General features: G+C 60.0%; 12 protein-coding genes. 10 read left to right on the top strand and 2 right to left on the bottom strand.

What is annotated here, in order from left to right:
• Window positions 1-3: 3 nt before the first annotated feature.
• Window positions 4-480, bottom strand: a complete 477-nt coding sequence (locus KJA79_RS09040) for a heavy metal-responsive transcriptional regulator (protein WP_213041711.1) — start codon at window positions 478-480, stop codon at window positions 4-6.
• A 290-nt stretch (window positions 481-770) separates the two neighbouring features.
• On the opposite strand from KJA79_RS09040, the gene KJA79_RS09035 reads away from it, so the two are divergent.
• From KJA79_RS09035 to KJA79_RS08990, 10 genes are all read left to right on the top strand, one after another.
• Window positions 771-1,958: a methyltransferase domain-containing protein gene (locus KJA79_RS09035; RefSeq protein ID WP_213041710.1), complete on the top strand. Its 1,188-nt coding sequence runs from the start codon at window positions 771-773 to the stop codon at window positions 1,956-1,958.
• Window positions 1,958-2,314, top strand: coding sequence for an ArsR/SmtB family transcription factor (locus tag KJA79_RS09030; RefSeq protein ID WP_213041709.1), 357 nt, complete (start codon window positions 1,958-1,960; stop codon window positions 2,312-2,314). Before KJA79_RS09035 ends, KJA79_RS09030 begins: the two co-directional genes overlap by 1 nt.
• Before the next feature lie 49 nt (window positions 2,315-2,363).
• Entirely contained in the window at window positions 2,364-3,407 is a 1,044-nt protein-coding gene (gene arsS / locus KJA79_RS09025; RefSeq protein WP_213041708.1) for an arsenosugar biosynthesis radical SAM (seleno)protein ArsS, read from the top strand.
• A gap of 13 nt (window positions 3,408-3,420) precedes the next feature.
• On the top strand, window positions 3,421-4,554 hold the full coding sequence (locus KJA79_RS09020) for an inorganic phosphate transporter (protein WP_213041707.1): 1,134 nt from the start codon (window positions 3,421-3,423) through the stop codon (window positions 4,552-4,554).
• A 245-nt stretch (window positions 4,555-4,799) separates the two neighbouring features.
• Complete coding sequence (locus KJA79_RS09015; protein WP_213041706.1) at window positions 4,800-5,777, top strand: hypothetical protein; 978 nt, start codon at window positions 4,800-4,802, stop codon at window positions 5,775-5,777.
• Window positions 5,778-6,268: 491 nt separating this feature from the next.
• Window positions 6,269-7,600 carry a tetratricopeptide repeat protein gene (locus tag KJA79_RS09010; protein WP_213041705.1) on the top strand — a complete coding sequence of 444 codons (1,332 nt, stop codon included), beginning with the start codon at window positions 6,269-6,271 and terminating at the stop codon, window positions 7,598-7,600.
• Window positions 7,601-7,607: 7 nt separating this feature from the next.
• Entirely contained in the window at window positions 7,608-8,861 is a 1,254-nt protein-coding gene (locus KJA79_RS09005; protein ID WP_213041704.1) for a hypothetical protein, read from the top strand.
• A gap of 110 nt (window positions 8,862-8,971) precedes the next feature.
• Window positions 8,972-10,324, top strand: a complete 1,353-nt coding sequence (gene nhaA, locus KJA79_RS09000) for a Na+/H+ antiporter NhaA (RefSeq protein ID WP_213041703.1) — start codon at window positions 8,972-8,974, stop codon at window positions 10,322-10,324.
• Window positions 10,325-10,352: 28 nt separating this feature from the next.
• Window positions 10,353-10,694 (top strand): LapA family protein, encoded by a 342-nt coding sequence (locus KJA79_RS08995; protein ID WP_213041702.1) that lies wholly within the window; start codon window positions 10,353-10,355, stop codon window positions 10,692-10,694.
• Window positions 10,691-11,620: a mechanosensitive ion channel family protein gene (locus tag KJA79_RS08990; protein ID WP_246507526.1), complete on the top strand. Its 930-nt coding sequence runs from the start codon at window positions 10,691-10,693 to the stop codon at window positions 11,618-11,620. Before KJA79_RS08995 ends, KJA79_RS08990 begins: the two co-directional genes overlap by 4 nt.
• A gap of 2 nt (window positions 11,621-11,622) precedes the next feature.
• On the opposite strand, the gene KJA79_RS08985 is transcribed toward KJA79_RS08990, so the two are convergent.
• Entirely contained in the window at window positions 11,623-13,533 is a 1,911-nt protein-coding gene (locus tag KJA79_RS08985) for an acyl-CoA dehydrogenase family protein (RefSeq protein ID WP_213041701.1), read from the bottom strand.
• Between the last annotated feature and the right edge of the window lie 9 nt (window positions 13,534-13,542).

Below are 13,542 nucleotides of genomic sequence, written 5' to 3'. Positions count from 1 at the left end.
ACGTCACCTAAGCAATTCCGAAGGTCCGCTTCCCGATCCGTTCACCTCCTTTCGCGCTGTGCGTCTCTTTCCGTGCATTTCATCCTCCAGGGCCTTGAGAATTGGACACCGATCAGTTGGCTGGCCAGCCCGGCAGTCGCGAAGCAAGCTTCGTAGTGCCCTGGCCAGTGCCTGCAAGTCGCGCACTTTTGCCTCCACGTGCCTCAGCTTGGCTTCCGCCCTCCGCTGCACATCACCGCACCGGGCTTTCGATCTGACCCGAAGATCGAGGAGTTCTTCGATCTCATGGAGCGTAAAACCCAACGCCTGGGCGTTCTTGATGAAGCGGAGACGTCGCTGCGCCTCGCTGTTGTAGAGTCTATAGCCGGACGGCAGCCGCGAGGTGGGGTCGAGTAAGCTGCGTCGCTCGTAGTAGCGAATCGTTTCGATATTCACCCCAACATCCTTTGCAAGCTGCCCAATTGTGAGTTCGGTTGTCATGTGCACCTCATGTGTGACGATACACCCTGTACCATAGTACGGAGTCAAGGGGGGAGTGTGTCCGTTTGTTCGTTTCCGACCCGTAATGATCCTCTTGAACGTCCGACTCTACTCCAGCGCGTCCACAGCCGAGAGACTGGCGGCCGTGTGACTGTAAGCCAGCTTACAGAAGGTCCATGTGCTTCCCTGTATATGGACCTATCCACCTATTTATAAGGATGCGATCGCTCTCATAGGGCAAGATTGACACATAGAGGGATCTCTATATATACAGTCGCGACGAGGGGACCATGCCGATAGACGAAATCACGCAAAAAGTCAGTGACCGCTACGCGCGGGCTGCCGCCGCAGGCGAGCAGATGTGCTGTCCGACGAGTTACGACTTCGCCGACCTGAAGACGTTTATCCCAGAAGAGGTGCTCAAGATTTCCTATGGTTGCGGCACGCCCGCCGGGTTGAAGACGGTCCGCCCCGGTGAGACGGTCCTGGACATCGGCTCCGGCGGAGGAATCGACTGCTTCGAAGCCTCGCGGTTGGTCGGACCGACCGGCCGTGTGATCGGTCTCGATATGACGGACGCGATGCTGGAGATTGCGCGCCGCAATGCGCCGATTGTTGCAGCGAATCTGGGCTATGCCTCCTCGAACGTGGAGTTCCGAAAGGGCATGGCCGATGCGATGCCGGTGGACGACAACACGATCGATCTGATCATTTCCAACTGCGTCATCAACCTGGCTCCTGATAAGCGCAGGGTCTTCCGTGAGATGTTCCGCGTCACGAAACCGGGTGGGCGTTTTACGATTTCCGATATCGTGTCAGACCAAGCCGTCCCGCAATACTTGGTGCATGATGCTGAAAAATGGGGTGAGTGTCTCTCCGGCGCATTGACGCTCGCGGCCTACAGTGTCGGCATGGTGGAAGCCGGGTTTCTCGGTATCCATCTCGTCAAGTTCTCTCCCTGGCAAGTCATCGATGGGATTCACTTCTTCTCCGTAACGCTGACCGGCTACAAACTCCCACCGCATCCTGCGGGACCCGCCGTTCGCTACGCGACACTCCGCGGACCATTTAGCCTTGTGGTGGATGAACGTGGAGCCAGCTACCAGCGAGGTATTCCGCGACCGATCGGGCCGGACACGGCTCTGCTGCTGAGTCAACCCCCGCTCGCCCCGTATTTTGTGCTGTCCCATGAACCGATCGTGCTCGACCGAGCGGATGCGCGCTGGTGGGCGGTGTTGCCCTCGCAAGCCTCTTGCGTGTGGCAAGGAGACTTTGCCCTGCTCGCGGGCCCATTTCTCGAAGCTGCCGATGACGATCATCACGTCTACCGACGGGGAGAACCGCTGGAAGTCTGCTCCAAGACCCTCAAGGTATTGGCAACCGACGGGTATGCTCCGCATTTCGCCATCATCAACCGCGCCGGCCAACGCGTGAATGGCGGCGAGGTCACCTGTTCACCCGATGGAGGCTGCTGCTGATGAAGCCCGCCTCACCCGGCGACATGCTCACCGCAGACCAATGCGCCACGATTCTCAAGGCCCTGGCGGATCACACCCGGTTGCGTATACTGGAGTCGTTACTGATCGAGGAGAAGTGCGTGACGGAACTCGTCCGGCAGCTACGCTGTCCGCAACCGCACATCTCCCATCATCTCCGGATTCTCCGGGATGCCGGATTGATTGAGGGGCTTCGGGACGGCAAGCAGGTCTGTTATCGAATCCTGCCGAGGGTCCAACGCGTGCTGGCCAATCGGCAGGGACGGGCGCTCAACTTCGGATGCTGTGAGTTGCGATTCCCGGAAATGGTGTTGGCCGGCATGGGGCACACCCGCTGATGCCATGGTGGTTTTCTGAGGTGCTTCTCGCTTGCTCACGGATATAGAGATGGCGCTGACCTTGCTCGGACGACACAACCCGCTCGCCTCTTCCGCTGAACAGCTCAAGGTGCTGACAGAAACGGCCGGTTGTCCTCCGTTTGAAAGGCGACTCAATCAGGCCGACTTGTTCCCGCTCCACGCCACAGGGATCACGGTCTTTCAGATCAACGTCGGCAAGCTCTGCAACCAGACCTGCCGGCATTGTCACGTCGATGCAGGGCCGGACCGCACCGAAACGATGTCGAAGGAGACCGCCGAACTCTGTCTCGCGGCGTTGGCCAGGACCGACGTTCTAACCGTCGACATCACCGGCGGCGCACCCGAGCTCAACCCGAACTTTCGTTGGCTGGTCGAACAGGCTCGTGCGCTCGGCCGTCATGTGATGGATCGCTGCAATCTCTCCGTGTTGCTGCTTCCCTCCCAAGCAGATCTTGCCGAGTTTCTGGCTGCCCATCGCGTCGAAGTCATTGCGTCGCTTCCGGCCTATCGTGCTAGCCAGACCGATGCGCAGCGGGGAGAAGGGATCTTTGAGAAATCGATCGAGGCCCTCAAACTCTTGAATCGCCTCGGATACGGTCGACCGGACAGCGGCCTTGTTTTGAACCTCGTTTACAATCCCGTCGGCGCGTTTCTCCCTCCCAAGCAAGAGGCCATCGAAGCGCAGTTTAGAAAAGAACTCCGGAGCCGGCACGGCGTCGAGTTCAACCGTCTCTACACCATCACGAATATGCCCATCAGTCGGTTCCTGGAGTTCCTGATCGAGAGCGGCAATTATGAGGCCTACATGGATCGATTGGCCACTGCGTTCAACCCGGCCGCTGCCGCCGGCGTCATGTGCCGGTCGATGATTTCCGTGGGATGGGACGGCACCCTGTACGATTGCGACTTTAATCAGATGCTCAACCTGCCGGTCGACAAGGGAATGCCACGCCATATTCGTGACTTCGATCCGACCCGCCTGAGCGCACGCAGGATTGTGACGAGGAATCACTGCTACGCCTGCACGGCCGGTGCCGGCTCGTCTTGCGGCGGGGCGGTCACGACAGCATAGCTGGCCGACTCGTATGGAGTTATCGATCCTCACATTCGTCCTCGTGTTGTCTCTGGCTTGCGCCAACGGCGCGAACGATGTGTCCAAAGCAATTGCCACCCTCGTTGGCAGCGGGGTGACCAACTACCGGACCGCGATCCTCTGGGGAACGCTCTGGACAATGATCGGCGCTGGGCTCTCGGGATTGGTCGCCACCGCGATGGTGAAGACCTTCAGCCAAGGACTGCTGGCGCCAGACGCTCCCGCATCGCCGCCCATCGCCGCCGCCGTGCTCATTGGCGCGGTCCTGTGGGTACTGGCCGCATCCTGGAGCGGCCTCCCTGTATCCACCACCCATGCGTTAACCGGCGCGATCGTCGGGGTAGGCCTCGTCGCATTTGGAAGTGAGGGGCTTCTGTGGAAGGGAATTGGAAGGAAGATTGTCTTGCCGCTCATCCTCAGTCCCGTGCTGGCCCTGATGGTCTCTGTCATTGTGCATCGTCTTGTCCGCACGCTCGCGGCTCGATGGGAAGGAGCCTGTGTTTGTGTGATGCCGACCGCCAGGGCGCTGGTCATGATCGATGCGCAGGGAGCCACACGTACTTTGTTTCAGACCGCGGCTCTGGGGCGACCGGTGGTGGCCGTTCCGGTTCAGTGCGACCGGGCGGGACTGAGCGGGCTCGTTGTTGGGTTGGACAGTATCCATTGGTGCTCAAGCGGATTGGCTTCGCTGGCTCGTGGAACGAACGACGCCCCCAAGATTGCGGCGATATTGCTGCTCGGAAGCGCTGTCGCGACTTGGCCCAGCGCGGCCTATCAAGGTGTGGCACTCATCGGCGTGGCGATGGCGATGGGCGTCGGGAGCTACCTGGCAGGACTCCGTGTCACCCAAGTCCTTGCGGAGAAGGTCACACGGATGGATCACGGTGAGGGATTATCTGCGAATCTCACGACCTCCTCGCTGGTGATGGTCTCCGCCGTGATGGGGTTGCCGGTCTCGACGACCCACGTCAGCAGTTCGGCGATCATTGGCATTGGATTGTTGAAAGGCGTCAGTGCCGTTCGATGGTCCACGGTGCGTGACATGGTCCTGGCGTGGGTCGTCACGCTTCCTGCTTCCGGACTTCTTTCCGCACTCGCCTATCATCTGCTCACCAGGCTTGTGTAAGCGATCTCACAGTTTGGTCACGGTGTCGCGTGGTAGAGACTCGCGGGGTGGGGTTTTGAAGCAGTCGAATCATGGACTGATCAACATGACTCAATGTCATAGGCGAGGATTGAATGAAGCAACAGCCTTATGTGTGCAGAACTCTGCACAGCCGGACACCACAGGAACTAGTCCTCCGGACATGCTTTTCCGAAGTGGCATGTATCCTCGGGATCATCCTTTGTTTCGAGCTCACGGGAGGAGGGGTGTCACATGCGCTGGATTGGGTGCCCACCGATCAAGAGATGCAAAAGTACCGGAAAAGCTGGAATCCGCTGTCGAACGGGCCGATTTTTATTAGTGGGGTTGACATCCACCCGAAGGGACAGTTCACCTTCCATCCGTTCTTATTTTCTCAGATTAGTGAGAAACAATTCGGAAACGATCTGACTACCAAGAGCACTTCCTCCCCTGTCCACTCGTATCAGATAGCACCAGTCGTCACGATGGCCTATGGCCTGACGAGCCACTTCGAGCTCAATGTCGGTCTCTCGGGCTCATTCTGGTGGGCGAATTCCAGCGCGCAGTTTAATCAGGGAAAGGGGGGGCCGTGGACTACGGATTCCGGCCTGGGCGATACACAGGTGTACTTGAAATACCGGCCGATTATTCAAGATCCGGATGGATGGCGTCCTTCCATCACAACGTTCAACATGATTGTGTTACCGACCAGTCGTTGGGTGACGGGGAGTGAAAGCCCTCCAGGCGGCTTTGCGCCGCTGGGGCGACTTCCAGCCTCTCGATTCGGGTCGTTGACCTGGACGGAAGGGGTGATGTTTCGGAAGAACCTGCAACCGTTTCGCGTGAGCGGCGGTGTGTTCTATTCGTACCATCTTCCCGGCAGCGATGCGGGGGAGACGACCTATCCAGCCGATATCATCAACACGCGCCTGATTGTTGAACACATCTTCAACGACAAGCGGGGTTTGGGGTACAACCTGGAGTTCGTGGGCTTCCATGGCCTTCCTTGGCGGGCCGATGGCAAGGATATCAATGTCGGAGGGCGTCATGGGTTCAACTCCCTCGGGGTTCAACCGACGATCCAGTATCGGCTCGGAGAACATTGGGTAGGGGCAGTCGGCTGCTTATTCACGGTTGCAGGTCAGAACACCCTTGGCGCGATCTATCCAAATTTCTCGATTTACTATTATTGGAGCCAGACCGGAAAAGTGATCATGCGCTGAGGATCTGTCCCTACTGGAGACAAGCAGTCTGCTAATTTGAACAGTTCCTTTGGTTGCGACTTCCTCAATATGTTCACCAGATGTTCACCAGGAGGCCGGAACTGGTCGGTTTGGGCGGGAAGAGATCGGATGTCGGAAAACGAGAAAGTGCGCTGGACGCTGCGATTCTCTTGGAGTTTGTGGAGTTTTGCGTGTGAAAGGGAGAAACGAGACGCGGTTTATGAGTCCGCTGCTCTGCCAACTGAGCTACACCGCCACGGTCGTATCAAAGGCTGGCTGAAACGAATCGCCATCATAGCCGAAGAAGCCCTGAAGTGTCTACCGACGGCGTGAGGAAAACTGCGTCGCTGGTCGAGAGGTCGAGGTGGAAGCGGCTGTTCACCAGGGCTTGATTTGTTTGCGCTCGCTGGGCAAGATACCGCACCTTTTGATCTTGCACACGGGTAGCGATGACCTCGTCTTTCTCTCGTTGTTCTGTTGCCCTGCTCGCGATGCTCTGCTTCGGCGGGCAACTCTTGGCAGCCCATGCCCACGAGGCTAAACCGGCAGCGAAAAAACGCTCCTCGCATCGTCATCGGGCATCTAGTCCTCAGATCATTCCCCAAAAGCCGCGGTCAGGCGTGCAGACCGGCGAAGCCGAGAGCCTGTACTACGCCGGTGTGGCACTCCACACGAAAGGCAATTACGCAGAGGCGGTGGAGAAATTTAAAGCGGCGCTTCAGAAACGGGCCGATTTTCCCGAGGCTCGCCACGCCATGGGGCTGTCATTGGCGGCGCAGGGGGCGCTCGATGAAGCCATTCACGAGTATCGAGCCGCGCTGTCCGTGCAACCCGAGTTTGCCGCCATTCACAATAACCTCGGCGTGGCCTTGAGTGAGAAGGGCAAGCTCGACGAGGCGATCGAGGCCTATCGATATGCTATTCGACTTCAACCCGGCAATGCCGCTCCCCATCACAATCTTGCCCTGGCGTTGGAAGCGAAGGATGAGGTCGACGGAGCGGTCGAGGAATACCGCGAGACCTTGCGGCTGCAGCCGGACAACGCGACAGCCCATAACAACCTGGGGCTGGTGTTGCAACGAAAGGGATTACTCGACGAGGCCATCGGAGAGTATCGCGCGGCGTTAAGGCTCCAAGCCGGGCCGGCGGCCGCCCTGTACAGTTTGAACCTCAGCGCCGCCCTGTTGGCGAAGGGGGAGCTCGACGGCGCCATCGGGTCCGGACGTACGGCCGTTCGCCTGCAACCTCAGAATGCGGATGCCCATTACAACCTCGGGTTGGCGCTGAAAGCCAAAGGCGAGTTTGACGCAGCGCTGGCTGCGTTCCGTGAGGTTTTGAAATTAGACCCCGAACAGGGGGTGGCCCACTACGATGTCGCCCAGTTGCTGGACCGGGCCGGAGACACCGATGGAGCCATCGGCGAGTACCGTGCCATGTTGGCCTACCGTCCGACCCATGCGTCTTCGCAGGAAGCCCTGGCGGTTCTGCTGCAGAAAAAGGGCGATCTCGACGGAGCGATTGCCGCCTATCGGATGGCCTTGCAGGCCTCGCCGAAGAACGTGGCAGTCCAGAACAATCTGGGGGTAGCCTTGCTGAGTAAGGGCCAGGTGGATGAGGCGTTGACCGCGTTTCGCACGGCGGCGTCACTGCAGCCCAACGATCCCGTCGCCTACTTCAACCTCGGTGAGGCGTTCATCACGCAAAACCAGCGTGGTGATGCAATTCAGGCCTATCGTAGTTACGTCAAGCTGGCTGAGGCCCAGCCGGATCATCGCGACAAAGTGGACGCGGCGCGGAAGCAACTCGCGGCATTGGAGCGATAGGCGATTGATGAACCTCGGCAGGGTGCAGCCATCGAGTCTGCGGACAGTGCTGAGCGCCGTCGTGCTGGGGCTCCTGTCTCTCCTGTCGGCTGGCTGTCTCTCGCCCATTGCGCTTCACCAAGCCGTGCTCGAATACGACCGAGCGGTGGGACGGGTCGAAGCCGAAATGCTGCTCCTCAACATCGCCCGGTCGAGGCATTTTCTCCCGCAGCACTTTACCGGCGTGTCCAGTGTGGCAGCGACGTTCGAATTCCAGGCGAATGCCGGCTTGACGCATACCTTCGTCTCGCCGGGGCCGGACTCGCTCGGCCTGTCGTTCGGCGGCAGTATGGCCGAACGCCCGACCATGACGATTGTGCCGATTCAGGGCGAAGAGTTTACCAGCCGCATCCTCACCCCGTTCGATGAAAGCCGCGTTACCTTCATGTTTCAGCAGGGCGTCGAACCCGCGATCATCCTGCGCCTGATGGCGAGCGGCATCCAAGCCAGCGGCTACGGCGAGTCGGCCTTCTACCGTAACATGCCGTATTTCGAGGACGAGTATAGGGAGTTCCGCCGCCGCGTGATGCATCTTTCGGCGTTGAACCTTTCGCGGGAGCTCCAAGTGACGCCGTTGATCTTCGAGCAGACCCTGGCGCTGCCGCTCTCCGCTCGTTCGGGTTCCGGCGATGTGGTGCGAGGGCTTGATAAGATCATCGACGCACTGGATCGCGGGTATGCTATCGGCGGCGTGAATGAGGAGCCCGCCCTCACCGTCCGGCGCCGGGTCACAGGTCGGACGGTCATCACGAACTACGATCCTATGCAATTGCCCAATGAGGAGCGTCGCCTGCTGCACGAGGAAGCGCAACGATATCCACGGAACTATATCCTCATCGATATCCGGCCGGACGGGCCGGGCGGGGACTATCCCCTGCACGGATTTTTGGTCATCCGCAGCTTCAATAAGATTATGCGGTTTCTTGCGAACGGCATCGCCGCAGACCCTGAATTTCAGGTTGAGCCTGACGAACGTACGGGCGAGGTTGTGCTCAATCCGGTGCGCACGCTCGACATCGTGGAAGCCGACTCCCGACCGGACAATGCCGCCTTCTCGGTGAAATTCGAGAATCGCTGGTACTCCATCGCCAAGGCCTCCAATGAGGCCGGCAAGTTGGACCCGTGGAATCTAGGCACGTTTCGCGTGCTGGCACAGCTCTACCAGATGACCGTCACGGACATCTCTAAGACGCCCACTCCCGCCATCACCATCGCCAAGTAGGTTGCTTCTTCCATCAGTGTGCGCAAGATCGCCGCGCCTTCGCTTGCATAGACGATGCCCTCCCACTACGATGAGCGAAGGGCATACAGGTGAGGCGAAGCAGTCAAAGCATGGGACTCAGCCAACGACGCCACTCGGACGACCGCAAGGCACCATTGATCCGTCCGGTGGTGGAACCTTTTGATACGTTCGTCCATGCTGAGTCCAGCGGCGGCCTGTTGCTCTTGGGCGCGACGGTTGTGGCCATGCTCTGGGCCAATTCGCCCTGGGCCGCCTCGTACGCGGGTCTGTGGAGCACGCCCATCAGCCTGGTGGTCGGCTCGCATGGCTTGACGGAAACGTTATTGGAATGGATCAACGACGGCCTGATGGCGATGTTCTTCTTCGTCATCGGGTTGGAGATCAAACGTGAAGTGCTGGTCGGGGAATTGGCTTCGTGGCGCCGCGCAGCCTTTCCGTTGGTCGCGGCGCTCGGCGGCACCATCGTACCGGCCTCGCTGTATCTGCTCGTGAACGGCACAGGCCCCGGCGCGGCGGGGTGGGGCATTCCCATGGCCACCGACATCGCCTTCGCCCTCGGCGTCTTGGCGCTGCTGGGACCGCGGGTGCCCCTGTCGCTCAAGGTATTCCTCACCGCCTTGGCGATCGGCGACGATTTGATGGCCGTGTTGGTCATCGCGCTGTTTTACACCTCGACCATATCCTGGCTGAACCTGGGCATCGGGGCGCTGTTTCTCCTCTTGCTGATGGCGGCGAACGTCGTAGGGATCCGGCATCCCCTTGTGTATGCGTTGTTGGGAATCGGTGGACTCTGGCTGGCCTTTCTCCTCTCCGGTGTGCATGCCACCATCGCGGGCGTCCTGGCGGCCATGACGATTCCGGCCCGCACATGCGTGAGCGGCAGCGAGTTTGTAGCGAGAGGGCAGGCGCTATTGAAACGCTTTGAAGAGGTCACCTCCGCCGATCGGCCGCCGTTGGCCAACACAGAGCGTCATCAGGTGACGCAGCGGCTGGAGATGGAGGTGAAGGACGTGGAGACGCCCTTGCAACGGTTGGAGCATGCCTTGCATCCCTGGGTGACCGTCGTCGTGATGCCGCTCTTTGCCTTGGCCAATGCCGGCATCACGCTCGATGCGAATGGATGGACTCACCTGACGCATCCGGTCGCCCTGGGTATCATGGCGGGGTTGTTCGTGGGAAAACCGGTCGGTATTCTGCTCGCCACCTGGGCTGCGTTGCGAGTGGGACTCGTGTCGATGCCGGAAGGGGTCACCTGGCGACAGTTGGCCGGCATTGGCGTGCTGGCAGGCATCGGGTTCACCATGTCGCTGTTCATTGCCGGGCTGGCCTTTCCGCCCGGTCCGTTGCAATTGTCGGCCAAGGTCGGGATTCTCTGCGCCTCGACGGTTGCGGGCATGGTTGGTTGGGTATGGCTGCGGGGCAGCGGTCGGGCAGCCGGGTGATCGAGGTGGAACGATCGAGAGGAGTCGTATGGTGAGCAGGGGCATCGCGTTGGCGGGGCTGTTCGTGTTGGCGGTATTCGCGCTCCAAAACATGCAGACCGTCGGTGTGCGGTTTCTGCTGTGGAGTTATGAAACGACCCTCGTCCTGATCATCCTGGGATCGGCCGCGCTCGGAGCCTGTCTCGTGACGATCGTTTCGCTGGGGGCGCGATTGCGGCGGGCTCGTGAGGTCGATCGTTTAGCCGAGACCGTCCATGCCCAGGCCGAGCGTATCCGACGATTCGAAACCCAGGATCGGGACGCATTGCAACCGGCGGGTTCGTTGTTGCCTAGCCGTTCGACCGACCATGTGAAAGGAGAACATGCATGATGACCGGATTCTCGATCGAGACTGCCTGGCCCTGGCTGATCAGCATGGCCACCACTGTGGGCCTGGCCCTCTTACGTGTGGGATTGGTCTTTGTGGTCGGCTATATCGCGCTGCGGTTTTCCCGCCTGGGGCTGCTGCAACTGGAACGGGTGATGGTGGCCGCGAGCGACACGGTAGATCAGCAGGCGGGGACGGCGCAGAAACGGGCCGCTACCTTGACCGGAATCCTCAGGACCATCGCGCTCACGGCGATTTGGGCGGTCGTCATCATCGAATCGTTGCAGGTCGTGGGCCTAGACGTGGCGCCCATCCTGGCCGGGGCGGGGATCATCGGGCTGGCCGTCGGGTTTGGAGCCCAGAACCTCGTGCGGGATCTCATCAGCGGATTTTTCATCATCCTGGAAGATCACATCCGGCTGGGGGATGTGGCGGTGATTAATGGAACCGGTGGCCAAGTGGAAACCATCACGTTCCGGACGATTTCCTTGCGGGACTTCTCCGGTGTGGTCCACGTGTTCCCGAACGGCGGCATCAACACCCTGTCGAATATGACCAAAGATTGGTCGGCCTTTGTGTTGGATATGGGGGTGGCGTATCGCGAAGACACCGACCGGGTGGTGGCGGTGATGCGAGCGGTCGGGGACGAGTTGCGTCAAGATCGGGAGTTGGGCAGCCTGATTCTCGAACCGATCGAGATTGTGGGCGTAGAGAACTTTGCCGACAGTGCCGTGACTATACGGGCGCGCATCAAGACGAAACCGGCGGAGCAGTGGAAAATCGGGCGCGAGTATCGACGCCGGCTCAAGAAAGTTTTCGACGCCGAGGGCATCGACATTCCCTTTCCGCAACGTGCCCTCTCACTTCTCGAAGCCGGGCATCCGTTTAAAGTCGAATTGGTGGGCGGGATGAAGCCAGCCGGGTCGTAACGTCACCCGGCTCGCGGCTTCGCGCGATAGTCCTCCAATCGACGGTGCACAATCCCTGACGACAAGCTAGGGTAGTACCCCTTCAGCGCCTGCATGCCGGTTGTCGCGGTCAAGTGGTCCCCCTGATCGCGGCATTCTGCGAAGCGTTGGATCACCCGTCGCTTGGCGCAGGCACAGAACGCCTCCGCCAATTCCCAGACCGTCGTCCGTCCTTCCAATCTGGTCTGTTCTTCGGCGTACAGTACGGTCGCCGACATAGCCAGCAGATCTTCGCCGATCGACTCGAACAGGTTCTGGAGCCGTTGTTCATCCTGAAATGAGGCCTGGAATTGCACCATCGCCCGGAAGCAGTCGCGGGCCAACCGTCGACTGGTGCGCTCGACATAACGCGCCATCGTCCCTACCTGAGGGTGCGTGAACTCGGGACAGGCCGGCAACGGCCGTTTCAGCCATTGCCTCAGGTACCAGGGGATGTAGAAGCCGGCCAACTTCAGGGCCTGTCGCGACTGGTCGAGAATGGACAGGTCGCCGGCATAAAGAGCCTTGGCGCGATCCAGGTGATGACTCAAGCCTTCGCGCACGATGAACGGCCGAAGAATATCCGTTGCGCCTTCACCGATCCGGTACATCTCGGCATCGCGCACCAGTTGTTCGATACCGAAGGCCGGTTCTCCTCGCAGGCCCTTCGACTCTGCGGTTTCATATCCCATGCCGCCGAAGAGAATCTGGGCATCGCGGAGGAAGCGAATCGTATGCTCGGAGCAAAAGACCTTGGCCACGGCGGCTTCGATCCGGATATCGTGCCGGTGTTGATCGGCGAGTCGCCACACCAGCATGGCCAGGGCCTCCATGGCAAAAAGATGTCCGGCCATGTCCCCGAGACGAATCTGCTGCGTTTGGCGTTCGGCCAGCGGCTTCTGGAAGGTGACTCGCGCATTGGCCCGATCCAGGGTTGGTTGCCAGGCCTGTTTCGCCATGCCGAGGCAAATGGCCGGGATGCTGACTCCGCGCCCCACATTGAGAATGGTGAGGGCATACTTCAACCCCTTGCCCACCTCGCCGATCACGTTCTCGACCGGGATCTGCACCTGCTTCAACGTGATGTGGGCGTTCTCGATGCCGCGACAGCCTTCAAATTGGCACCGCTGCCGCACGCACAGGCCCGGCGCGGACATGTCGAGGATAAAGGCCGTGTGGACTCGATCGTCCGCCCCCTGTCCTTCGTGGACGGCCACCCATTCGATTCGTCCGTCCCGCAAGACCCGCTTGGCTGGCACGCGGGCGATGAGCGTGAGGTAGCGGGCGATCGGCCCGTTGGTACACCAGAGTTTTTCGCCGTTGACCAGAAAGTGGCTGCCGGTCCGGTCGAGTACTGCTTCCGTTCGCACGTGTGCGGCGTCCGAACCGGTCAGCGGTTCCGTGAGGGCGAAAGCCGAGATCGCTTCCCTCGCCACGAGCGGGAGATACTTGCGTTTCTGATCCTCGTTGCCGAAGAGGAGAATCGGCATGGCAATACCGATGGATTGCGGCACTGCCACGGTGAGCGCGAGAATGTTGCTCCAACCGGCGATCAAGGTCAGGACGCGGCCATAGTTCGTATAGGAGAATCCCTGGCCGCCGTACTCCTTGGGAATTTTCATCCCGAACGCGCCGAGCTTGAACAGCCCCTGAATCACTGTGTCGGGAATTTTGGCCTGGCGTTCGATGGCGCCCGGATCGACCTCATGTCGCAAAAATGTTTCGACCCGCTGGCAAAAGGCGTCACCGGCCGCCTTTTCCTCCGGCGGTTGCGGCGGAGTGAGCAGCAGCGTGAAGTCGGGCTTCCCGTCATAGAGTCCGGCCAGAAAACTCGCGCCCGTCAACCGTTCACGGGCTTCCTCGATCCGTTCGAATCCTTTGAAGAGGGTGCTCATGTGGTGCCT

The organism is Nitrospira defluvii, assembly GCF_905220995.1.
GTDB lineage: Bacteria > Nitrospirota > Nitrospiria > Nitrospirales > Nitrospiraceae > Nitrospira_A > Nitrospira_A defluvii_C.
This window is presented reverse-complemented; position numbering and strand designations above follow the sequence as displayed.